This window comes from Dechloromonas sp. TW-R-39-2 (genome assembly GCF_016864195.1).
Taxonomy (GTDB): Bacteria; Pseudomonadota; Gammaproteobacteria; order Burkholderiales; family Rhodocyclaceae; genus Azonexus.
Map to the genome: position 1 here is coordinate 3,363,189 of NZ_CP045202.1, position 22,288 is coordinate 3,385,476.

Genomic DNA, 22,288 nt, shown 5'->3' on the forward strand with positions numbered 1-22,288 from the left:
TCAGTCAACGACAGTCACCCGAGCCTGCACGAACGCATCAGAAGCGCGCATGAATCGACAGATCAAATGTCCGCGGCGCTCCCAGATAGGCCATATTGCCTGTGCCGCTGAGGAACTCGGAATAGATCTGATCGGTCAGGTTGCGGGCGCGCAGGGTGAGCGTTGTGCTTCGATCAAGTTTATACGCTGCAAATGCACCTAACAGATTGTAGCTGCCTTCGCTGATCGTGTTGGCGCTATCCGCGAAACGACTACCCACGTGACGTACATCCCCCCCCACCTGAAGGCTGGCGGTTGGCGACCAAGTTAACCACAGGTTGCCCACCTGACGGGGTGTATTACTTGGCTGGTACCCTGCCCGTGAGACGGCTGTACCACCTACGTTTTCCGTAAACTCATCGTAGCGAGCATTGACAAAGCCATAATTACCGGCGATCTGTACGCCGGGCACAAAACGATAAGAGCCGGTTAATTCCACGCCGCGCGATGTCTGCTGACCAACCGGTACTGTTGTTCCTGGTTGGCTAGGATTGGCGACCGCAAAATTATTGCGTGTAATTTCATATACGGCAAACGTAGCCGTCCCCTTGCGCTCGTCGAAGAACCATTTACTGCCAGCCTCAACCTGCTTGCCTGTGGTCAGTTCAAAATCCTTCACCTGCCCGAATGTCGCTGTCGTCAGGATGCCAGCTGGCGGATCGGCTGCCGTGCTGTACTGAACGTACGCGCTGGCATTCGGGGTGAAATCGTAGTTCAACGCTACACGGCCGGTCAGCGGGGTATAGCGACGCGAGAAATAGGCTGGATTGGTTGCTGTTACAGCCTGATGGTTGGTCACTTCGAGATCGATCCGCTCCTGCCGCAAACCAGTCAGCAAGGACAGATTGGAGGTCAGGAAGGTACGATTTTCGAGGAATGCAGCAAGCGTGGTTACCTCATTGGTGCGATTAGGCGTAAAGCCTGGAGTCATGCCGGGCAGGCTGAAAAAATTCTCGGTACTGAAGGCATACGGATCGACGTTGCCGAATGGCCCTGCCACTGAGCGCGGAAACCGTGTCTGTTTATTCACGCTGAAGTCGACACCGCCCGCCCAGTTGCTCTTCAACGCCCCCAGCGGCTGATCAAGCGAGAACTCAAGTCGGTTGCCATTCAGACTCTGGTCATGGCGCTGCAACAGTGCTTCCTTGCGACTGACCAGCGTGTTGTTCGCGTTGAATTCGTAAACTTCGACATTACGATAGTCGCGTAAAGCATCGTAGTGATAGAAAGTATTACGCAAACTGAGTTTATCCGAGAGACGGTAATCAATGATCGAGCGAGCCCAGCGCACAGTCTGCTCATAGAGCCCATCATTCGAGTTGTAATTTTTGAAGCGAGTCCCCTCATCGATAGCAATCCGGCCACCGATCGGTTTAAGAACCGGCGTTCCCCAGTACGGACGATCTACCGTTTCTTTCTGATACTCAAGCGCCAAGGTGTGACTCAACCCTGGTGCCAGATCGGTCAACCAGGATCCGGCCAACTGCATAGCCTCCCGCTCAGTCCGATCACTCCACGCTCCCCCGGTATTACGACTGATATCCAGGCGCAGCACATTGCTAGCCCCCAGTTTCTGATTTGTACCCGCTGCCATTTGTAGCGCGTTATAACTACCCGCACCCAGACGTGCTTCCGAAAAATTGCCCTCACGGCTGGCCAGCTTGGTTACGTAATTTATTGAGCCACCTACGGCACCTGCACCGAACAGAAAGCTGGAGGGGCCACCAATCGCCTCGACACGATCATAGATCCAGCTATCAACCGGCCGCGCCGCGATCACGTCGTACTGGACCGTAATACCATTGAACAACTGCGTGACGCTGCCTGAGGTAAATCCTCGATAAAAGACCTGCCCCGGGCTCCCCGGTGCCGATGAGGAGGTAACCCCGGGAATCCCCTTGATGATCTCTTGCGTATTCTCGGCACCTCGCGCCTCAATCAGGTCCCGATCAATGACAGTGACCGAGGCCGGAGTATCCTTGACACTGAGCCCCAAACGACTGCCAGTTAACGATTTCCGATTCATTCCGGCCGGATCCACGCCGATGCTTTCACGGACAACCACATCGGCCAGCACAGACACCTTGCCCTCATCTTCAGCCCAAGTCGACGTCGTGGCCAGAGCAAGCATGGCAAGGGCTAGCGGTCGCATTACAAAAAATGGGCTTTCAGCAGCATGCATTACGGTATCCATTGATCAATCCAATCTGATGAACCCCGAGCGGGGTAAAGGCGCGAATAGTACTTTTGCAAGACGCGCACTCTACTTGCGACACATCAAAAACACACACCAAATCCGTGCGTCAAATTGTCGCAGCTTACTAAGCACCCTCCGCTCAAAGACCATTCCCGATTACCCTGATTGGCAAAATCTGCTGTCTGCGCCTTTTCGTACACCGCCCGATGCGCAAGTCTCTCTACCAAAGCAGCTTGACGTATCATCGGGCGTTCTTGTCCCACGCAGCCCAAAACAATGAAAACCGATACCCCGCAGACGATTTACCTCAAGGACTACAGCGCACCGGCCTACCTGATTGACACGGTCGACCTCGATTTCAACATCGAAATCGGCAGCACCGTCGTCACCTCGACGCTGGCCATGCGGCGCAATCCGGCCGTTGCCAGCCAGCCGCTGATGCTCGACGGTGAAGACCTGGAAACCCTGAGCGTCACGGTCGACGGCCAAAATGTGCCGTTTTCGGCAAGCGCCGGCACGCTGACCATCGACGCTCTGCCGGATGCCTTCACGCTGCGCACCGTCGTCCGCATCTGCCCGGACAAGAACACCCGCCTGTCCGGCATGTACCGTTCCAAGGACGGCTATTTCACGCAATGCGAAGCGCAGGGTTTCCGCCGCATCACCTGGTTCCTCGACCGCCCGGACGTGATGTCCGTTTACTCGGTGACGCTGCACGCCGACCAGGCGACTTACCCGGTGCTGCTGGCCAACGGCAACCCTGTCGCCAGCGGAGAAGAAGCCGACGGCCGCCACTGGGCGAAATGGGCCGACCCGTTCCGCAAGCCGGCCTACCTGTTCGCGCTCGTCGCCGGCAAGCTCGACGGCCTGTTCGATACTTTCCAGACCGCCTCCGGGCGCAGCGTGCAGCTCGCCATCTACGTCGAGCCGGGCAAGCTCGACCAGTGCCCGCACGCCATGGAAGCGCTCAAGAAGTCGATGAAGTGGGATGAGGAGCGCTTCGGTCTCGAATGCGATCTCGACCATTACATGATCGTCGCCGTCGGCGACTTCAACATGGGCGCGATGGAGAACAAGGGCCTCAATATTTTCAACACGAAGTATGTGCTCGCTCGCGCCGATGTCGCGACGGATACGGACTTCGAGAACATCGATCGCGTCGTTGCGCACGAATATTTCCATAACTGGACCGGCAACCGCGTGACTTGCCGCGACTGGTTCCAGCTGTCGCTGAAGGAAGGCCTGACCGTTTTCCGCGACCAGGAATTCGGCGCCGACCTGCACAACCGCCAGACCGCCCGCATTCGCGAAGTACGCGGCCTGCGCGCTGCGCAGTTCCCGGAAGACGCCGGCCCGATGGCGCACCCGATCCGCCCGAGCAGCTTCGTCGAGATCAATAACTTCTACACCGCCACGGTCTATGAAAAGGGCGCTGAAGTCATCCGCATGATCCAGACGCTGATTGGCCGCGACGGTTTCCGTGCCGGCATGGACGAGTACTTCCGCCGCCACGACGGCCAGGCCGTCACCTGCGAGGATTTCGTCGCCGCGATGGCGACTGCCAGCGGCTTCGACTTCACGCAGTTCATGCGCTGGTACAACCAGCCGGGCACGCCGCATGTCGCGGTCGACGGCGTTTTTGATGCCGAATTCAACAACGGGGCCGGACGCTACACGCTGACCTTCACCCAATCCAATCCGCGCGCCAGCGATGCCGCGCCTTACCTGATTCCGGTTCGTGTCGCACTGTTCAGCCAAGAAGGCCACCTGCTGGCCGGCAGCGAGCAGACACTGCACCTGACCGAGACGACCCAGCAATTCCATATCGACAATCTCAAGAGTGAACCTGTGCCCTCGCTGTTGCGCGACTTCTCGGCACCGGTCATCCTCGATTTTGCCTACACGCCGGCCCAGCTGACACTGCTGCTGGCCAACGAAGATGATCCGTTCAACGCCTGGGAAGCCGGCCAGCGCCTGGCCTCGCAGCTGCTTCTCGACGCCACCGCAGCGATTGCCGCCGGCCAGGCGCCGGTCTGGCCGGAAAGTTTCGTCCAGGCACTGCGCCGCCTGCTCCAGACCCAAGCCCAGCGCGGCGCTGCCTTCGTCGCCGAAGCCCTGGTCCTGCCCGGCGAATCGACGCTGGCCGAAGCGCTGGACGTGGTCGATCCCGAAGCCTTGCACGCCGCCCGCAACAGCCTGCGCCGCCATCTGGCTGAAGAACTCGAAGGCGAACTGACCGGCCTCTACGCCGCCCTCGCCCCGAACGCAGCCTACGCCCCGAGCAGCGAACAGGCCGGTCGTCGCGCCCTGCGCAACATCTGCCTTGCCTACCTGCTCGAACTGGATACCGAAGCCGTGCGCCAACTGGCACTCCAGCAATTCCGCACCGCCGACAACATGACCGACCAGTTCGCCGCACTCGCGGCGCTGGCCCAAAACGACTCGTCAGAACGGACCGCCGCCCTGGCCGAATTCTACGAACGCTGGCAAAACGAGGCGCTGGTCGTCGATAAATGGCTGGCCGTGCAATCCGGCGGTCGACTGCCGAATACGCTCGAAATCGTCAAAAACCTGACCAGCCATCCAGCCTTCGACATCGGCAATCCGAATAAGGTCTATGCCCTGTTGCGCAATTTCGGCGCCAATCCAGCCCGCTTCCACACCGCGGAGGGCTACGCCTTCATGGCGGCCAAGACGATCGAACTCGACGCCCGCAATCCGCAGGTTGCCTCGCGCCTGGCGCGCTGCTTCGACCGCTGGAAAAAGTTCGATGGCGAACGCCAGAAGCATGCCCGACAAGCACTCGAAAACATCCGCGACCACGCCGGCCTGTCGCGCGATGTACTCGAAGTCGTCACCCGTTCGCTCGGTTAATCGCACTCACTGGCCGGCAAAATCTTTCGAAACACTTTGCCGGCCGCAAAAAAACCCCGAAAACCCGGCCAGCACGCACTCTCTACTGAAAAATGCTATGGTTCACGCTTCGCCAGCCAACGAGTTGAATGACATGCCAAATGCCTTGCCGCGAGAACATCTCCCTGCCGGCCATGTCATTTGCCAGGCTGGCGCGCCCGGCGATTCTGCCTACCTGATCGAGGCCGGATCGGTTGAAGTCCTGTCGCAGGAAGGCATCCGCATTGCCGTCCTGAGCGCCGGCGAAATTTTTGGTGAAGTTGCCCTGCTCGACCAGTTGCCGCGCACGGCGACCGTCCTGACTCTCGCACCAACAACCTTGATGCGCATTGAACGGGCGCACGTTCAGGAACTCCTCAAGCGAACCGACCCGGTCATCCGCCACCTGTTGATGCTCCTGCTCGAACGTTTCCGCAACCGCAGCGGCCACGAAAACATACCGGGGCTCAATCCCGAGGCTGCCCTCGACAGCGACGCCGCCAACCTGACGCTGATGCTGGCCCAGGACCTGACCCATGCCATGGCCAACGGCCTGCTGGAACTGGCCTACCAACCGCTGATCAGCCTGCCGGAACGCAACCTGATCGGCTTCGAGGCACTGATCCGCTGGCAGCACCCGCTGCTCGGCAGCGTCATGCCGACCAAACTGATCAGCCTGGCCGAAAAAACCGGCCTGATCCATCCGCTCGGTCTCTGGGTCCTGCAGCGTGCGATGAACGACTGGCCGACCCTGCGCAGCTATTGCCAGCCCGGCATGCTCAGCACGCCCTTCATCAGCGTCAATCTTTCACCGGCCGAACTGGGCAATCCGCAGATCGTCGAGTCGATCGCCCGCTTCCTCGACGAAGGCGGCATTCCGCCCCATGAGCTGCAGATCGAGTTGACCGAATCGGCCGTCATCGAAGACCTGCCGAGCGCCAAGCAAGTATTGCAAAAGCTGGCGGCAACGGGCGTCGCGATTGCCCTCGACGACTTCGGTACGGGCTACGCCAGCTTCGATTACCTCAACACCTTGCCGATTTCCTGCCTGAAAATCGACCAGACCTTCATCCAGGAAGTACTCGTTTCTTCACGCCGGCGCGAAATTGTCCAGACCTCGGTCAACCTGGCTCGCTCGCTCGGCCTGATCAGCATTGCCGAAGGCATTGAAGACGAGAGCACGTCGGATCTGCTGGTCGAACTCGGCTGCGGCATTGCCCAGGGCTACTTCTACGCCCGTCCGCTCAGCCTGCAGGCGATTCCGAAATGGCTGGAAGAGGCCCGTATCCTGGGGCGCGTCAGCCGCGGCGACTAGGCCTCGGCGACGCGAAGCACCTCAGCCAGCCGACTTTGGCGGGTTCGATTAATCTCCCGAAACACGCGTTGCCAGCCTTGAACTATCCCTTCAACCAGGGCTTCAAGAGTTGGCGCAAGGCAGCTTCGTTATAGCCGTTGATCAGTTCTTCACCAACCACGATCAGCGGCACCCCGTTGCCGCCCAGTTTCCGGTGCTCGCTGAGCGCGCTCGAACTCTGCTCGATATCGCGCTCGGTATAGCGAATCCCGTTCGCCTGAAAGAAAGCCCGCGTCATCTTGCAGTAGCCGCACCACTCGGTGGCATAAAGGATAACTTCCGGCTGGCTGGCTTCGGCCGAGATCGCCATCGGCGCCGTCTTCGCCTGCCAGTAAGGGCGGCCAAACCAGAGCAGCAAGACGCTGACCAGCAGGAGCATCAACCAGCGGCCGGCACCGCGGCGTGATTCACCGGAAGCCGGCAACTGGCGGAAGCTGGCCGGCGCCGATTCACGACCGGATTTGGCATATGCCCTGGAACATGACGGACACTGCCAATCCGGCGCCTGGTCGCTACTTTTCCGGATGTAGGCACAATGGGGACAAATCTGGCTCAAGGCAGCCTTCCTTTCAATGAAATCATGACTGCAGAACCAGGGCTTTGGCCGGCGCCCATTGACGACGACTGACCGGCAATCGATCCGGCACGCCACTGAGCAATGCCCAGCCATAAGCCTCCGCATCATCGCCGGCCGCTTTTTCAAAACCGGCGATGGCTGACCGGGCGACCAGCACAGCCCGATGCAGGCGAATAAAACGTTCGGCAAACTCGGCTTCAAGATGCGTCAGGCTATCGTCGAGCAGATATTCGCGGTCGACCGTCCGGGCAGTGACATATTTGGTGTCGGCCCGGAAATAAAACACCTCGGCCACCGGCACCAGCAGCAGGCGGCCCCGCTCGTGCGACGAGAGATGGCTTCGTCCGCTGCCGCGTACCTTGTGCCCGATGTCGGCCAGCAGGGCGGCATCCGGCAACTGGCTACCGACTTTCTGCAAGGCCGTCAGCAGGCGCTGGGTACGCACCGGTTTGAGCAGGTAATCGAGCGCATTCAGGTCAAATGCCTGGACTGCGTAATTGTCATAGGCCGTGGTAAAGATGACAGCCACCGGCCGGGCCAGCGAGCCGAGGTGGCCCGCCAGCTCGATGCCGTCCATCCCCGGCATGCGAATATCGGCCAGCACGACGTCGACCGCGTGATCACGCAAAAAATCGAGCGCCGCCAGGCCATTGCCGGCCTCGCCGACAATTTCGGTCGGCAACTGGCCGGCGATGTCGCCGAGCAGCTCGCGCAAGCGAGCCCGGGCCAACGGCTCGTCATCGACGATCAGGATTTTCAAGCGGCTTTCTGACGACATGGCAGGATGATGCGGACCTCGTAACGGTGATCGCCCGTCTCGATCTCAAGCCGGGCTTCGAGATCGTAATACAAGGCCAGGCGTTCACGGATATTGGCAACGGCAATCTGGTTGCCAGCGGCATGCTGGACCTGACCGACGGTTGGATTGGCAATGGCGATCCACAACGCGTCACCCCGCTGACTGATCTCGATCCGGACCGTGCCGCCGTCGGGCGCCGGCTCGATGCCGTGATAAACGGCATTTTCGAGCAAAGGCTGCAGCATCAATGGCGGAATCGGCAGGCCCATGAAAACCGGGCCAATTTGCCAGTCGACCGCAAGACGCTCGCCCAGGCGCAGATGCTCCAGTTCAAGATATTGTTTGCCGAGCGCGATTTCATCGGCCAGGCTGACCAGCTCGCCGGGGTCGCGCATCGCTGCACGAAACAAGTCGGAAAGCGACTCCAGCGCCGCCTCGGCTTGCTGCGGCCGGGCGCGGATCAGCGACAGTACGGCATTCAATGAATTGAACAGGAAATGCGGCCGGATACGGGCATTCAGCGCGGCCAGCCTGGCCTCGCTCTGGGCCGGCGAGAAAGCCCGGGCGCGCAATTCGAAATAGCCGAGCAGGAACGCGGCGGCAATCATCGCCAGCAAGGCCGCACGGCCCGGACTGACCGCATCGTTCAAGGCGATCGACTGCCAATAGGCAAAAAGCACGAGAGCAAGAGCGCCGGCCAGCGCCAGGACCAGCGCTTGCCCCAGGCGCAGCGGCAGACGCCAGAGCAGATCACGGGCGAAGGCCAGCAGGCCGAGGCAAATCAGCAGCAAGGGCTCGACGATGGCCGCGAGGTCAATGTAACTCGCCAGCCAGCCGGACAATCCGGGCGACATCACGAGGGCCGCAACCAGCGCCAGCCCGTTGATTCCGAGCAAGGCGCGCAGCATCACCCCGAAATTACGCCAGTCGGGCAGGGGGTACGTCGCGGGAAAGTGCCGTATACTTGTCATTCTCTGTGCAATTTGCGCCTGATTTCCCGATTCTAGACCAAAGACATGACTTCCAACGCCACGCAATACACCTGGGCCGGACGCTTCTCCGAGCCGGTTTCCGATCTCGTCAAACGCTATACCGCTTCCGTCGACTTCGACCAGCGCATGTGGCGTCAGGATATCCGCGGCTCGCTGGCGCACGCCCGCATGCTGGCCAAGCAGGGCATCATCGCCGCCGCCGACCTGGCCGACATCGAGCGCGGCATGGCCATCGTCACCGAGGAAATTGAGTCGGGCAAGTTCGAATGGTCGCTCGACCTCGAAGACGTGCATCTGAACATCGAGAAGCGCCTCACCGCCCTCGTTGGCGATGCCGGCAAGCGCCTGCACACCGGCCGCTCGCGCAACGACCAGGTGGCCACCGACATCCGCCTCTACCTGCGCGATGCAATCGACGACATCCAGCTGCTGCTCAAGGCCTTCCGCGCTGCACTGGTCGATTTGGCCGAAAAGGAAGCGTCGACCGCGATGCCCGGTTTCACCCACCTGCAGGTCGCCCAGCCGGTCACCTTCGGCCACCACATGCTGGCCTATTTCGAGATGTTCGGCCGTGACGCCGAGCGCTACGCCGACTGTCGCAAGCGCGTCGCCCGCCTGCCGCTCGGCGCTGCCGCACTGGCCGGCACGACCTACCCGATCGACCGCGAATATGTCGCCGAACAGCTGGGCTTTGAGGGCGTCTGCGAGAACTCGCTGGATGCCGTGTCGGATCGCGATTTCGCCATCGAATTCACCTCGGCCTGCGCCCTGCTCATGATGCACATCAGCCGCCTGTCGGAGGAACTGGTCATGTGGATGAGCCCGCGCGTCGGTTTCATCCAGATCGCCGACCGCTTCTGCACCGGCTCGTCAATCATGCCGCAGAAGAAAAACCCGGATGTGCCGGAACTGGCGCGCGGCAAGACCGGCCGCGTGTACGGCCAGCTGATGAGCCTGCTGACCCTGATGAAGTCGCAGCCGCTGGCCTACAACAAGGACAATCAGGAAGATAAAGAGCCGCTGTTCGACGCCGTCGACACCGTTACCGACACCCTGCGCATCTTCGCCGACATGGCCGGTGGCATCACCGTCAAGCCGGAAGCGATGAAAGCCGCGCTGACACAAGGCTTCGCCACCGCCACCGATCTCGCCGACTACCTGGTCAAGAAGGGCCTGCCCTTCCGCGATGCGCACGAAGCCGTCGGCCACGCCGTCAAGGCCGCCGAACAGAAGGGCGTCGATCTGCCGCAACTGACGCTGGAAGAAATCCGCGCTTTCTGCCCGCAGGTGGAAAACGACGTTTTCGCGGTGTTGACCGTGGAAGGCTCGCTGGCCAGCCGCAACCACATCGGCGGCACCGCACCGGAACAGGTCAAGGCTGCCGTCATCCGGGCCCGCCAGCGCCTTGGCTAAACTGCCGAATCAACAGCGGAACCGCCGGCTCACCCCGGCGGTTTTTTTGCGCCATTAATATTAGTGGTTTATTATATAGATGGTTGCCAATACAGCGCAGCCAACCCAAACAATAACCACCAAGGAAGATCAGCATGTACGCCACCGTTGTCGACAGCACCCCGCGCATCAAGGTCACCACCAGCAAGTTCGAGGCCGACTACGCCCTCGACGGTTCGCTGATGAATCCGCTGGAAGCCTTCTACGCCTCACTGGCCGCCTGCGCCGCCGTGTTCGCCAAGAAAGCCTGCAAGGCGCTGGGCACTTCCGCCGCCGGCATCGAAATCAACTGCAAGCCCTTTGCCGGCCCCGGCGGCCCGCTGACGCTCGCCAAGTTCAAGACCGAAGTCCGCTTCCCCGAAGGCTTCACGGCCGAGCAGAAAGCCGCCGTGCTCGACAGCATCGTGCATTGCGCGGTCAAGGAAGTCGTCGCCGACGGCCCGAGCATCGAGTTTCTGGTCGAAGAAGTCTGAGTTTCCTGCTCCCAAGAAAAAGCCCGCCAATCGGCGGGCTTTTTCGTTTTCTGGCGTCGAAAAACTCAGGCCTTGGCGACCTCGGCGAGCAATTGCTGCAGTTCGCCGGATTGGTACATTTCCTTGGCGATGTCGCAGCCGCCGACGAATTCGCCGTTGATGTAGAGCTGCGGAATGGTCGGCCAGTTGGCGTATTCCTTGACGCCGTTGCGGATTTCTTCGTCGGCCAGCACGTTGACCGTGACAAAGTTCTCAACGCCGCAAAGCTTGAGAATTTGCACGACGGTGGCGGAAAAACCGCATTGCGGGAAGCGGGCGTCACCCTTCATGTAGAGGACAACCGGGTTGGTGGTGACGGTGTCGTGAATGCGTTTTTGTACGTCGGACATGATTTCTCCAGTTTTACAGATGTCCGCCTGAAACACGGGCAATGCCGGCCAGGTCGGGATAAGTTGACGCCGCTTTGAACCCGGCGCCGTCCAATAAGTTCCGGCTTGCTTCGCCCTGATCGTAGCCATGCTCGAACAACAGCCAGCTCGCCGGCTGCAGATGGCCGGCGGCCGCAGCGACAATCTGGCGGATGCAGGCCAGCCCGTTGCCGCCAGCCTCGCCATCGCTCAGCGCCATTTGCGGTTCGAACGGCAGGCCGTCGCGTTGCAGATGCGGATCGCCTTCGGCGACGTAAGGCGGATTCGAAACGATCAGGTCAAAACGTTCGCCGGACAGCGGCTCAAACCAGCTGCCCTGACGGAATTCAATATTCGCACCGAGCCGCCCGGCATTGTTGCGCGCCACCGAAATGGCACCCGGCGAGAGGTCGACCGCGACAACACGGGCGGACGGGCATTCCAGCGCCAGCGAAATGGCGACGATGCCGGAACCGGTGCCGAGGTCGAGAATGCGCGGCTGGGTCATGCCCTTGAGCCGCTCGAGCGCCAGATCGATCAGCACTTCGGTTTCCGGACGCGGGATCAGCACATCGGGCGAAACCTGGAAGACGCGACCGCGAAACTCGGCCTCGCCGACCAGATAGGCGAGCGGTTCGCCGGCAGCGCGGCGTTCGACCCATTCGGCGAACTGGGCGTAAGCCGGCGCAAAGACCGGCGTTTCCGGTCGGGCCAGCAGGTCGGTGTGCGTGCAACCGGTGGCGTATTCGAGCAGTAGACGTGCGTCGAGCCGGTCGATCTTGCTGCGTGCCGCGGTCAACGCTTCGCCCAGGGTCATTTTCAGTTTTGCTCGGCGAGTTCGGCCAGCAGGTCGGCCTGGTGCTCGGCCGCCAGTGCGCCGAGCAGTTCGTCCATATCGCCATCCATGATCGCAGCGATCTTGTACAGCGTCAGGTTGATGCGGTGATCGGTGATCCGGCCCTGCGGGAAGTTGTAGGTGCGGATGCGCTCGGAACGGTCGCCGGAACCGATCAAGCTCTTGCGCGTGCTCGAGATGTGCGCCTGCTGGGCGCGCACCTGCACGTCCTTGATCCGCGCCGCCAGCACCTTCATGGCCGACGCCTTGTTGGCGTGCTGCGAACGGCCGTCCTGGCATTCGGCGACGATGCCGGTCGGCAGGTGGGTGATGCGCACCGCCGAATCGGTCTTGTTGATGTGCTGACCGCCGGCCCCGGAAGCGCGGTAGGTGTCGATACGCAGGTCGGCCGGGTTGAGGTTCACATCCTCCACCTCATCGACTTCCGGCATGATCGCCACGGTGCACGCCGAGGTGTGGATACGGCCCTGCGTTTCAGTTTCCGGTACACGCTGCACGCGGTGGCCGCCCGACTCGAACTTGAGTCGCGAATAAGCGCCATTGCCGCCGATGCGGACAATGATTTCACGATAACCGCCCAGTTCGGAATCGCTCGCCGACATGACTTCGACCTGCCAGCGCTGGCGTTCGGCATAGCGCGAATACATCCGGAACAGATCGCCGGCAAACAGCGCCGATTCGTCGCCTCCGGTCCCGGCCCGAATTTCGAGCAGGACGCTCTTTTCATCGTTCGGGTCGCGCGGCAGCAAGAGTTTTTGCAACTCGACTTCGAGCTCCGGCAAGCGCGCCTTGGCGCTGGCAATTTCTTCTTCGGCAAACTCGCGCATATCCGGATCGGCACGCATCGCCTCGGCCTCGGCCAGATCGTTCTCAGCCTGGCGGAAAGCATTGAACTGCAGGATCACCGGCTCGATTTCAGCCCGCTCGCGCGACAGTTTGCGGAACTGGTCCATATCGCCGGCCGTACTTGGCGCCGACAACATGCGGTCGATTTCATCGAGACGGTCGACCAGCAAGTCGAGTTTTTGGCGGATGGATGGCTTCATGGAAATACCGGAAATTCGCGTGCGAGAGCGGCCCGAAAACGGGCGCTACTCGCCGGAATGGAGATGAAAGAGGCGCGAGGCGGCGGCCTGAAGATCAGCTCGTTCACTGCCTTCGGCAAGGTTGAGCGTCTGCGTCGGGGCGTGCAGGAATTTATTGGTCAGGCGCTGCGACAATTGCTCCAGCACCTTCTCGGGCGCTTCGCCCTTGCCGAGCAGCTTCATGGCGTGCTCGATTTCATGGCGCCGCATGCGCTCGGCCGAATCACGCAGCGAACGAATGACCGGCACGGTATCGCGCGACTGCAACCAACCGAGGAAATCCTGAACCCGGTGAGCAATGATGCCCTCCGCTTCGACCACGGCAGCCTGGCGCGACTCGACACCGCTCTCGACAACCTGGGCCAGATCATCGACGGTATAGAGGAAAACATCGTCGAGTTGCCCGGCTTCTTCTTCGATATCGCGCGGCACGGCCAGGTCGACCATGAACATCGGGCGATGCCGGCGCGCCTTGACGGCACGTTCGACCATGCCCAGACCGATGATCGGCAGCGGGCTGGCGGTACAGGACACGATGATGTCATGCTGGGCCAGATGTTCGCCCAGCTCGTCGAGACGGATGGCCGTCCCGTTATAGCGTTCGGCCAGGGCCCGACCGCGCTCCAGCGTACGGTTGGCGATGGTCACCTGCTTCGGCTGGCGGGCGCAGAAATGGGCGGCGCACAGTTCGATCATTTCACCGGCGCCGATGAACAGGATGCGCTGCTCGGCCACCGATTCGAAAATGCGTTCGGCCAGATTGACCCCGGCCGCCGCCATCGACACCGTATTGGCACCGATCGCCGTGGTCGAGCGCACTTCCTTGGCGACGGAGAACGAGCGCTGGAAAAGTTTGTGCAGTTGCGTACCGAGCGTGCCGCTCTCTTCGGCCACACGCACGGCATCTTTCATCTGGCCGAGAATCTGCGGTTCGCCGATGACCATCGAATCCAGGCCGCTGGCGACGCGGAAGGCATGGCGAATCGCTTCCGGCTGGTCGTGGAGGTAAATAAACGGGGCAATTTCGTCGCGGCCAACCTGATGGTAGTGCGCCAGCCACTCGATGACGATTTCGGGCGTTTCTGCCGAGCAATAGATTTCGGTGCGATTGCAGGTGGACAGGATCGCCACTTCCTTGACCGGCCGATTGCGGGTCAGATCAGCCAGAGCCTGATGCAGCTTTTCGGCGTGAAAAGCCACCCGCTCGCGAATGGCGAGAGGTGCGGAATGATGGTTGATGCCGAGGGTAAAAATCACCGGATTGGGCTATGGTCGCGCGAAACAGGGGCGGATTATAGCATCGCGCCCCCGGCCCATTCCGCGATGTAAATCAGAACAGGAATGCCTGTTTTTCAGGCGTCGACCGCGGCAAGGCATCGGCGCCGAAAACCTTCATCTGGCGCGGACGGAACCAGACCTGCTGGCCGACCGCCAGTTGCAGGCCCTCGTGCCGCTCGCGCGACAGCTCGACTTCGACGATTTCGCTGTTGTGCTGCAGCTCGACACGCACCACCGGACCGATCGGATGAACGTGCATGACCGTCGCCTGCAGCCCTTCCTCAAGCGGCTGGTGGGCAATATCGATATCGTGCGGACGGACAAAGGCGGTCGCCCGGTCGCTCGCCCCGTTCCGCTCGACCTCGGCGAAACCATCCTGGACGCGGCTGTGAAAGACATTCACGTTGCCGAGGAACTGATAGACGAACGGCGAGGCGGGATTGGAGTAAACCTCATCCGGCGAACCGATCTGCTCGATCTTGCCGTGATTCATCACGACCACCCGGTCGGCCACTTCCAGCGCTTCTTCCTGATCGTGCGTGACGAACACGCTGGAGATGTGCATGTCGTCGTGCAGGCGGCGCAGCCAGCGACGCAGCTCCTTGCGCACCTTGGTATCGAGCGCACCGAACGGTTCGTCGAGCAGCAGCACCTTTGGCTCGACAGCCAGGGCGCGGGCCAACGCAATGCGCTGGCGCTGGCCGCCGGAAAGCTGCGACGGATAGCGATCGGCCAGCCAGTCGAGCTGGACCAGACCGAGCAATTCCATGACCCGGCGCTTGATCTCGGCATCGGACGGACGCTCCTTGCGCGGCTTGACGCGCAGGCCGAAGGCGACGTTCTCGAACACCGTCATGTGGCGGAACAGCGCGTAGTGCTGGAAAACGAAACCGACTTCGCGCTCGCGGGCATGCAGATGGGTCGCTTCAGCGCCGGAGAAAAGCACTTCGCCAGTGTCGTTCGATTCCATCCCGGCGATGATCCGCAGCAGTGTCGTCTTGCCGCAACCGGAGGGGCCGAGCAAGGCCACCAGTTCGCCGGTCGGAATGTCGAGATTGATGTTGTCGAGCGCAACAAAATTGCCGAAGCGCTTCGAGATATTGCGGATTTCGATACTCATCAGGTTTTCTCCGGTGCCAGCACCGTATTCAGCATTTCAGTTTCTTTTTTCATCCGCCACTCGACAATCGTTTTGGCAACCAGCGTGACGAGGGCCAGCAGGGCGAGGATGGAAGCGGCGGCAAAAGCGCCGATGGCGTTGTATTCGTTGTAGAGAATTTCGACGTGCAGCGGCAGCGTGTTGGTTTCGCCGCGGATGTGGCCGGAAACCACCGACACCGCACCGAATTCGCCCATTGCCCGGGCATTCGACAGAATCACGCCATACAGCAAACCCCACTTGATATTCGGCAGGGTCACCCGCCAGAACATCTGGAAGCCGGAAGCGCCGAGCGATACGGCCGCCTCTTCCTCGTCCTTACCCTGCGACTGCATCAGCGGAATCAGTTCACGGGCAATGAACGGGAAGGTAATGAACATGGTCGCCAGAATCATGCCCGGCACGGCGAAGATGATCTTGATGTCATGCTCGGACAGCCATTGCCCGAAATAGCCCTGCGAACCGAAGAGCAGGATGAAGATCAGGCCTGCCACCACCGGGCTGACCGCAAACGGCAGGTCGATCAGCGTGATCAGCAGGCTCTTGCCCTTGAAGTCGAACTTGGCAATGGCCCAGGCTGCCGCCACACCGAAGATGATGTTGAATGGCAGCACGGCGAGCGCGATACCCACGGTCAACCCGATGGCCGAGGCCGTTTCCGGCTCCTTCAGCGCTTCGAGATAAATTGGCACACCCTGGGCCAGGGCTTCGACGAAGACAGCCAGCAAAGGCAGACCGAGGAAGAAAAAGAGGAAGCCGAGACCGATGGTCAGCAGGCTGTAGCGAACCCAGGCCGGTTCCTGCGTGGCACGTGTCGATTTCATGCAGCCGCTCCATTCGCCTTGCCGGCCGCAACTTCAAGCGGCTCGCTGTTCTTGTGACGATTGGCCGCCCACCATTGCAACAGGTTGACACTGAGCAGCAGGATGAAGGACAGGCCGAGCATGACGACCGCCAGCGCAGTCGCGCCGAGCACGTCGTATTGCTCCAGCTTGGAAATGATCAGCAAGGGCGTGATTTCCGAAATCAGCGGCAGGTTGCCGGCAATGAAAATGACCGAACCGTATTCACCGACCGCCCGGGCAAAAGCCAGCGCAAAGCCGGTCAGCAACGCGGGGAAGATGGCCGGAAAAATCACCTTGGTAAAAGTCTGCCAGCGCGATGCGCCGAGCGTCGCCGCGGCTTCTTCAACCTCGGTTTCAATATCCTCGATCACCGGCTGCAAGGTGCGCACGACAAACGGCAGGGTGATGAAAGTCAGCGCCACGACGATGCCGAGCGGCGTATAGGCGACCTTGATGCCGAGCGGCTCGATATAGCGCCCAAGCCAGCCATTGCCGGCATACAGCGTGGCCAGCGTGATGCCGGCCACCGCCGTCGGCAGGGCAAACGGCAGATCGACCAGCGCATCGACGAAACGCTTGCCGGGAAAAGGGTAGCGAACCAGTATCCACGCCACAATCAGCCCAAAAAAGGCGTTGACCGCAGCAGCCAGGAAAGATGCGCCGAAGGTGACCCGGAAAGCCGCCAGCGACCGTTCGCCCAAGGCAATGTCGATGATCTGCCCGAAACCGAGTTCCGATGCCTTGAGAATCATGCCGCCGAGCGGCAGCAGGATCAGGATCGAGAGATAAACCAGCGTGTAGCCCAGCGACAGACCGAAGCCGGGCAACACGCGGTGAGTTTTTGCAGCCATTGATTATTTGCTTTGATAAATCTGGTCGAAGGTGCCGCCATCCTTGAAGTGCACCAGGAAAGCCTTGGTTGCACCGCCAAAGACGTCATCGACGGTAAAGGTCTTCACGGCCGGGAAAAACGTGGCGTACTTCTTCAGCAGCTCCGGGTCACGCGGACGCAGATAGTTCTGTGCCGCATTCTCCTGACCTTCCTTCGACCACAGATAATCCAGATAAGCCTGCGCCTGCTTGCGCGAACCCTTCTTGTCGATCACCTTGTCGACCAGTGCAACCGGGAATTCGGTCTGCATCGTCAGGCTGGGATAAACCACTTCGAACTCGCCCTTGCCGAATTCCTTGGCGATCATTTCAGCTTCGGATTCGAAAGTGATCAGCACATCGCCCATCTTGCGCTGCATGAAGGTCGTCGTTGCATCGCGGCCACCGGCAGCGAACAGCGGCGCATTCTTGAGCAGCTTGCCGAGGAACTCCTGCGCGCTCTTGTCATTGCCGCCCGGCTGTTTCAGCGCCCAGGCCCAGGCGGAAAGGTAAGTGTTGCGACCGTTACCCGTATTTTTCGGATGCGGGATGATCATCTGCACGCCCGGCCCGGCCACATCGGACCAATCCTTGATCGCCTTCGGGTTGCCCTTGCGGACGATGAAGACCATTGCCGAGGTATAGGGCGACGCGTTATTGGGGAATTTCCTGGCCCAATCCTTGGCGACCAGACCTTTCTCCGCCAGGAACTCGATATCGTTGGCCTGGTTCATCGTCACGACATCGGCTTCAAGGCCATCGGCCACCGCGCGCACCTGCTTGCTCGAACCGCCATGCGACTGGCGCAACTCGACATTTTCCCCGGCCTTCTGTTTCCAGTATTTCTGGAACATCGGGTTGTAATCCTTGTAGACGTCGCGCGCCACATCATAGGAAGCGTTGAGTAGAGAAACATCGGCCAGTGCAGCGTTGGCAGCAAGCACCAGCAGGATGGCGGAAAGGGATTGGCGGAGTCGGTTCATGGTGTACCTCATGGAACAATGGAGGGAAATTTAGCTGATCTCGTTATAACAACAAAGACTGATTCTGAATTTATTTATTCGCATTACTGCTAAAACACGGCACATGGATTTCAGTTATCCCCGCCCTCACCCTGTTCGCCAGGACGCCAAGCGGCTATCATTCGACATTCTCCACGCAGACCACATCATGATGCGCGCTACCCTGCCTGCCACTCTTCTGCTTACCGCACTGCTTGCCGGTTGCGTCTCGACCAAGGACGTCCCGCCGAGCAAACACATTTCCCAGACCGGCGCGCTCAGGGTTCATCCCGGCCTGCTCGGCCAGCCCGTTCCGCCGGAACTACAGGATACCCGCGACCTGGCCCAGGCGGGCAGTGGCAAACAGGACACGCTGATCAAGATGGACCAGGAAGGTCTGCGCACCCAGCGCAGCGTCTATTTCGACCTGAACAGCGCCGAAATCCGCGTCGAATTCGACCCGGCCCTGCAAGCCCATGCCCGCTACCTGGCCGCCAATCCGAAATCGCGCATTCGCATCGAAGGCAATGCCGACGAACGCGGCGCACCGGACTACAACGCCCGCCTCGGCATGAAGCGTGCTGAAAGCGTTCGCCAGACAATGATCCGCCATGGCGCACCGGAGCAACAGGTCAAGGTCAAGACGCTGGGCGAATCGCGCCCCAAGCTGAAAGGTCACGACGAAGAATCGTGGGCCGAAAACCGCCGCGCCGACGTGGTGTACGAAGTCGAGAAATAAACCGGGCGAACACCCCGCAAAACACTTCGGCCGGGCTCAAACCCGGCCGAATGCGTTTACCGCGGTCTACATCCGCTCATGCAGGAAATAGGCCTTGACCTTCTTGCCCTTGACCTTGCCGGCATTCAATTTGCGCAGCGCTTCCTGGGCAATCTTGCGGTCGACCGCGACATAGGTCGAATTTTCAGTGACGTTGATCTTGCCAATCTGTTCGCGCGTGTAGCCGGCATCATTGGTCAGCGCACCGAGCACATCGCCCGGCCGGATCTTTTCCTTGCGCCCGCCCAGCAACTGCAGCGTGACCATCGGCGGCAACATGACGCCTGAACCTTGTGGCACCAGTTCATCCAGCGAATGCCACTCGGCCTCGAAACGGTGCAGATCCTCGACCGCCTTGACCCGTGCCATTTCACCCGGCACCGCCAGGCTGAATGCCCAACCCTGCTGATCGACCCGGCCGGTTCGCCCGATGCGGTGAACATGTACCTCTGGCTCGAAGGTGATATCCACGTTGATCACCGCCTCCAGTTGTGCAATATCCAGGCCGCGCGCCGCAACATCGGTCGCCACCAGCACCGAGCAACTACGATTGGCAAACTGGACCAGCACCTGATCGCGCTCGCGCTGATCAAGCTCGCCATGCAAGGTCAGGGCATGGAACCCCTGCTTTTGCAGATATGCCAGCAAGTCGCGGCATTGCTGGCGGGTGTTGCAGAAAGCAATCGTGCTGAGCGGACGAAAATGGTTGAGCAACAGACCGACTGCCTCGAAACGCCCTTCCCGCGTCACTTCGTAGAAGCGCTGACGAATCTTGGTGTCTTCGTGTTTCTCCAGCAGCTTGACCTCCTGCGGCTGGCGCAGGAAGCGGCTGCTCAGATCGGCAATCCCGGTCGGATACGTTGCCGAGAACAGCAGCGTCTGACGTTCCTTGGGACAAGATTTCGCGACCCGGACGATGTCGTCGAAAAAGCCCATGTCGAGCATCCGGTCAGCCTCATCGAGCACCAGCGTATTGAGGGCGGCCAGGTCGAGGCTGCCGCGATCAAGGTGATCCATGATCCGGCCGGGCGTGCCGACCACGATGTGCGCCCCATGTTCGAGGCTGTTCATTTGCGGGCGCATCGGCGCACCACCGCACAGCGAGAGAATCTTGATATTGTCGTCGGCACGGGCCAGACGGCGGATTTCCTGCGTCACCTGATCGGCCAGCTCCCGCGTCGGGCACAGGATCAGGGCCTGAACGGCAAATGAACGGGGATTCAGGCGGGCCAGCAAGGCCAGCGAAAAAGCAACCGTTTTGCCGCTCCCGGTCTTGGCTTGGGCAATCAGGTCATGCCCGGCCAGTGCAATCGGCAGACTCGCTGCCTGGATCGGCGTCATCGCGAGATAACCCAGTTGCTTGAGATTGGCCTGCATGGCGGCCGAAAGCGGCAATTCGCCAAATGAGGCAGAGGCGGCGGTGGCGTCTTCCGACGCGGAGGGGGTCAATATGGTCATGGCGAATTATACGGGTAGTGAATTTTATGGACACCAATCGTCTTTGATGCCTTTGATACAATTCTTGACCGATTTCAGGCATTCATCCCCAGCGGCAGCGCCATCCGGTTAGCGGGGACCCACCCAACAGGAGCCCCCATGTTCTGCAGCAAGCACCTCAAGAGAATTGCCGAACTCGAAACCCAACTCGGCGACGCACGCGCCTTGCAGCACGCGATTGACCGCTCCACGGCCGTCATCGAACTGTCGCCGGATGGCACCATCCTGGGGGCCAACGCAAACTTCTGTACGACCGTTGGCTATTCGGCCAGCGAACTGGCCGGCGCCCACCACCGTCAATTGTGCGACGAAGCCTTTGCCGGTAGCCGGGAATACGCCGAATTCTGGAATCGTCTGCGTGCCGGCGAATTTTTTCGCGGCACAATCAAGCGTCGTCACAAAAATGGCACTGCCATCTGGCTGGAAGCAACCTACAACCCGATTCTGGAAGCGGGCGGCAAAGTAGCCAAGGTCGTCAAGTTCGCGGCCGATGTCACCCGGCAGGTTGAAGAGGCAACCCGGATGCGCGCCATGGTCGAGGCCATCGAGCGCTCGATGGCCGTCATTGAGTTCAGCCTGGACGGCACCGTCCAACGGACCAACGAAAACTTCCTGCGCACCCTGGGCTACTCCTCGGGTGACGTTATCGGTCGACATCACCGGATGTTCTGCCCCAGCAACTTTGCGGGCAGCAGTGAATACGCCGATTTCTGGGCGCGCCTCGGACGGGGCGAATTCATTACCGGGCAGTTTTCCCGGGTCGACCGCCAGGGTCGAGAAATCTGGCTCGAAGCCAGCTACAACCCGGTCTTTGGCCCGGATGGCAAAGCACTCAAAATCGTCAAGTTCGCATCCGACATCACCGCCCAGATCCATCGCCACCAAGCCGAAAAAGCCAGCGTCAAGACGGCCTACGACGTTGCCACAGAAACGGAAACTGTCGCCAAAAACGGCGAAGGCATCATCCTCGACACCGTGGCCAAGATGCACTCGATCGCCGGCATTGTCGGCCAATCATCCCACCTCGTCGAGTCGCTGGGCGAACAGACTTCACGCATCACGTCCATCGTCAACACCATCCGGGAAATTGCCGACCAGACCAATCTGCTCGCACTCAACGCAGCAATCGAAGCCGCCCGCGCCGGGGAAAGCGGACGCGGCTTTGCTGTCGTGGCGGATGAAGTACGCAAACTCGCCGAGCGGACGAGCAAATCAACCAGCGAAATTGCCCAGATGATCCAGGACATCCAGGCCGAAACCGGCTCAGTCAGCCAGAGCATGAGTCACGGTCTGGCCGAGGTTGCCGACGGTGTCGAACTGGCCAACCAGGCAGGCGGCGCAATCCGTCAAATGCGGGTCGATGCAGCGCGGGTCGTTGAAGTCATCCACGAACTGTCGGAAACAGTCGCCCGTTAATCCGCCTCGCAACAACTCAAAAGCAGGGCAATGATCTGCCACGCCACACGTGGCAGTCCATCAATCGCAGCCGTGCCTGGCTACCTCAGAACCAAGCTTCAACCTTTTGACGACCAGGCACGCCACCGGCATGAACAACCGTTCCATCAACGACTACGCCAGGGGTAGACATCACCCCGTAGCGCATGATGGCCTGCAGGTCTTCAACTTTTTCCAAAGCAATCTCGGCTCCACGTTCCTTGGCAACCAACTCAATCAATGCCACGGTATTTCGACAGTTGGAACACCCCGTGCCCAGCACCTTGATGATTTTCATCTGAA

The 22,288-nt window shown here is 60.5% G+C and carries 19 protein-coding genes and 2 pseudogenes; 7 read left to right on the forward strand and 14 right to left on the reverse strand.

What is annotated here, in order from left to right; genetic code table 11:
• Positions 1-37 precede the first annotated feature (37 nt).
• Positions 38-2,233 carry a TonB-dependent siderophore receptor gene (locus GBK02_RS16340; RefSeq protein ID WP_203467650.1) on the reverse strand — a complete coding sequence of 732 codons (2,196 nt, stop codon included), beginning with the start codon at positions 2,231-2,233 and terminating at the stop codon, positions 38-40.
• A 279-nt stretch (positions 2,234-2,512) separates the two neighbouring features.
• Between GBK02_RS16340 and pepN the strand changes: the two genes are divergently transcribed.
• Together pepN and GBK02_RS16350 are read left to right on the forward strand one after the other, a co-directional pair.
• Positions 2,513-5,110, forward strand: coding sequence for an aminopeptidase N (gene pepN / locus GBK02_RS16345; RefSeq protein ID WP_203467651.1), 2,598 nt, complete (start codon positions 2,513-2,515; stop codon positions 5,108-5,110).
• 97 nt (positions 5,111-5,207) lie between these two features.
• Positions 5,208-6,443 (forward strand): EAL domain-containing protein, encoded by a 1,236-nt coding sequence (locus GBK02_RS16350; RefSeq protein WP_203467652.1) that lies wholly within the window; start codon positions 5,208-5,210, stop codon positions 6,441-6,443.
• 82 nt (positions 6,444-6,525) lie between these two features.
• Here the strand turns inward: GBK02_RS16350 and GBK02_RS16355 are convergent, their stop codons facing one another.
• From GBK02_RS16355 to GBK02_RS16365, 3 genes are read right to left on the reverse strand one after another with little or no spacing between them, the layout of a single operon-like run.
• Complete coding sequence (locus tag GBK02_RS16355) at positions 6,526-7,038, reverse strand: glutaredoxin family protein (protein WP_203467653.1); 513 nt, start codon at positions 7,036-7,038, stop codon at positions 6,526-6,528.
• Positions 7,039-7,060: 22 nt separating this feature from the next.
• The gene (locus tag GBK02_RS16360; RefSeq protein ID WP_203467654.1) at positions 7,061-7,837 is read right to left on the reverse strand and encodes a LytTR family DNA-binding domain-containing protein; all 777 of its coding nucleotides are present in this window, start codon (positions 7,835-7,837) and stop codon (positions 7,061-7,063) included.
• Positions 7,816-8,829 carry a sensor histidine kinase gene (locus GBK02_RS16365; protein ID WP_203467655.1) on the reverse strand — a complete coding sequence of 338 codons (1,014 nt, stop codon included), beginning with the start codon at positions 8,827-8,829 and terminating at the stop codon, positions 7,816-7,818. Before GBK02_RS16365 ends, GBK02_RS16360 begins: the two co-directional genes overlap by 22 nt.
• 45 nt (positions 8,830-8,874) lie before the next feature.
• Here GBK02_RS16365 and argH point away from each other — a divergent pair, with 45 nt between their 5' ends.
• Both argH and GBK02_RS16375 read left to right on the forward strand, forming a co-directional pair.
• Positions 8,875-10,263, forward strand: coding sequence for an argininosuccinate lyase (gene argH, locus GBK02_RS16370; RefSeq protein WP_203467656.1), 1,389 nt, complete (start codon positions 8,875-8,877; stop codon positions 10,261-10,263).
• 134 nt (positions 10,264-10,397) lie between these two features.
• Positions 10,398-10,775 (forward strand): OsmC family protein, encoded by a 378-nt coding sequence (locus GBK02_RS16375; protein ID WP_203467657.1) that lies wholly within the window; start codon positions 10,398-10,400, stop codon positions 10,773-10,775.
• A gap of 65 nt (positions 10,776-10,840) precedes the next feature.
• Here GBK02_RS16375 and grxD read toward each other — a convergent pair whose 3' ends face one another.
• From grxD to GBK02_RS16415, 8 genes are all read right to left on the reverse strand, one after another.
• A complete protein-coding gene (gene grxD / locus GBK02_RS16380; protein WP_203467658.1) occupies positions 10,841-11,164 on the reverse strand; it encodes a Grx4 family monothiol glutaredoxin in 324 nt (107 codons plus the stop codon).
• Positions 11,165-11,177: 13 nt separating this feature from the next.
• A complete protein-coding gene (prmC, locus tag GBK02_RS16385; RefSeq protein ID WP_203467659.1) occupies positions 11,178-11,999 on the reverse strand; it encodes a peptide chain release factor N(5)-glutamine methyltransferase in 822 nt (273 codons plus the stop codon).
• 2 nt (positions 12,000-12,001) lie between these two features.
• Positions 12,002-13,084 carry a peptide chain release factor 1 gene (prfA, locus tag GBK02_RS16390; RefSeq protein WP_203467660.1) on the reverse strand — a complete coding sequence of 361 codons (1,083 nt, stop codon included), beginning with the start codon at positions 13,082-13,084 and terminating at the stop codon, positions 12,002-12,004.
• 45 nt (positions 13,085-13,129) lie between these two features.
• Positions 13,130-14,380 (reverse strand): glutamyl-tRNA reductase, encoded by a 1,251-nt coding sequence (hemA, locus tag GBK02_RS16395; protein WP_203467661.1) that lies wholly within the window; start codon positions 14,378-14,380, stop codon positions 13,130-13,132.
• A gap of 73 nt (positions 14,381-14,453) precedes the next feature.
• Entirely contained in the window at positions 14,454-15,521 is a 1,068-nt protein-coding gene (locus GBK02_RS16400) for a sulfate/molybdate ABC transporter ATP-binding protein (protein ID WP_203467662.1), read from the reverse strand.
• A complete protein-coding gene (cysW, locus tag GBK02_RS16405) occupies positions 15,521-16,384 on the reverse strand; it encodes a sulfate ABC transporter permease subunit CysW (RefSeq protein ID WP_203467663.1) in 864 nt (287 codons plus the stop codon). The genes GBK02_RS16400 and cysW overlap by 1 nt, the downstream gene beginning before the upstream one ends.
• Complete coding sequence (cysT, locus tag GBK02_RS16410; protein ID WP_203467664.1) at positions 16,381-17,256, reverse strand: sulfate ABC transporter permease subunit CysT; 876 nt, start codon at positions 17,254-17,256, stop codon at positions 16,381-16,383. The genes cysW and cysT overlap by 4 nt, the downstream gene beginning before the upstream one ends.
• Positions 17,257-17,259: 3 nt before the next feature.
• Complete coding sequence (locus GBK02_RS16415; protein ID WP_203467665.1) at positions 17,260-18,258, reverse strand: sulfate ABC transporter substrate-binding protein; 999 nt, start codon at positions 18,256-18,258, stop codon at positions 17,260-17,262.
• Between the two features lie 187 nt (positions 18,259-18,445).
• On the opposite strand from GBK02_RS16415, the gene GBK02_RS16420 reads away from it, so the two are divergent.
• Entirely contained in the window at positions 18,446-19,015 is a 570-nt protein-coding gene (locus GBK02_RS16420; RefSeq protein ID WP_203467666.1) for an OmpA family protein, read from the forward strand.
• 66 nt (positions 19,016-19,081) lie between these two features.
• Here GBK02_RS16420 and dbpA read toward each other — a convergent pair whose 3' ends face one another.
• A complete protein-coding gene (dbpA, locus tag GBK02_RS16425; protein WP_203467667.1) occupies positions 19,082-20,512 on the reverse strand; it encodes an ATP-dependent RNA helicase DbpA in 1,431 nt (476 codons plus the stop codon).
• 138 nt (positions 20,513-20,650) lie between these two features.
• Between dbpA and GBK02_RS17100 the strand changes: the two are divergent.
• Both GBK02_RS17100 and GBK02_RS17105 read left to right on the forward strand, forming a co-directional pair.
• Positions 20,651-21,415 (forward strand): annotated as a pseudogene (locus GBK02_RS17100) (PAS domain-containing protein); the annotation flags it as partial.
• A gap of 111 nt (positions 21,416-21,526) precedes the next feature.
• A pseudogene (locus tag GBK02_RS17105) lies at positions 21,527-21,967 on the forward strand (methyl-accepting chemotaxis protein); the annotation flags it as partial.
• A gap of 85 nt (positions 21,968-22,052) precedes the next feature.
• Here GBK02_RS17105 and GBK02_RS16435 read toward each other — a convergent pair.
• Positions 22,053-22,283 (reverse strand): thioredoxin family protein, encoded by a 231-nt coding sequence (locus GBK02_RS16435; protein WP_203467669.1) that lies wholly within the window; start codon positions 22,281-22,283, stop codon positions 22,053-22,055.
• Between the last annotated feature and the right edge of the window lie 5 nt (positions 22,284-22,288).

Coding starts and splice junctions, on each gene's coding strand:
- GBK02_RS16340 (WP_203467650.1), bottom strand. CDS start 2,233: ATGGATACCGTAATGCATGCTGCTGAAAGCCCATTTTTTGTAATGCGA.
- pepN (WP_203467651.1), top strand. CDS start 2,513: ATGAAAACCGATACCCCGCAGACGATTTACCTCAAGGACTACAGCGCA.
- GBK02_RS16350 (WP_203467652.1), top strand. CDS start 5,208: ATGGTTCACGCTTCGCCAGCCAACGAGTTGAATGACATGCCAAATGCC.
- GBK02_RS16360 (WP_203467654.1), bottom strand. CDS start 7,837: ATGTCGTCAGAAAGCCGCTTGAAAATCCTGATCGTCGATGACGAGCCG.
- GBK02_RS16365 (WP_203467655.1), bottom strand. CDS start 8,829: ATGACAAGTATACGGCACTTTCCCGCGACGTACCCCCTGCCCGACTGG.
- argH (WP_203467656.1), top strand. CDS start 8,875: ATGACTTCCAACGCCACGCAATACACCTGGGCCGGACGCTTCTCCGAG.
- GBK02_RS16375 (WP_203467657.1), top strand. CDS start 10,398: ATGTACGCCACCGTTGTCGACAGCACCCCGCGCATCAAGGTCACCACC.
- grxD (WP_203467658.1), bottom strand. CDS start 11,164: ATGTCCGACGTACAAAAACGCATTCACGACACCGTCACCACCAACCCG.
- prmC (WP_203467659.1), bottom strand. CDS start 11,999: ATGACCCTGGGCGAAGCGTTGACCGCGGCACGCAGCAAGATCGACCGG.
- prfA (WP_203467660.1), bottom strand. CDS start 13,084: ATGAAGCCATCCATCCGCCAAAAACTCGACTTGCTGGTCGACCGTCTC.
- GBK02_RS16400 (WP_203467662.1), bottom strand. CDS start 15,521: ATGAGTATCGAAATCCGCAATATCTCGAAGCGCTTCGGCAATTTTGTT.
- cysW (WP_203467663.1), bottom strand. CDS start 16,384: ATGAAATCGACACGTGCCACGCAGGAACCGGCCTGGGTTCGCTACAGC.
- cysT (WP_203467664.1), bottom strand. CDS start 17,256: ATGGCTGCAAAAACTCACCGCGTGTTGCCCGGCTTCGGTCTGTCGCTG.
- GBK02_RS16415 (WP_203467665.1), bottom strand. CDS start 18,258: ATGAACCGACTCCGCCAATCCCTTTCCGCCATCCTGCTGGTGCTTGCT.
- GBK02_RS16420 (WP_203467666.1), top strand. CDS start 18,446: ATGATGCGCGCTACCCTGCCTGCCACTCTTCTGCTTACCGCACTGCTT.
- dbpA (WP_203467667.1), bottom strand. CDS start 20,512: ATGACCATATTGACCCCCTCCGCGTCGGAAGACGCCACCGCCGCCTCT.
- GBK02_RS16435 (WP_203467669.1), bottom strand. CDS start 22,283: ATGAAAATCATCAAGGTGCTGGGCACGGGGTGTTCCAACTGTCGAAAT.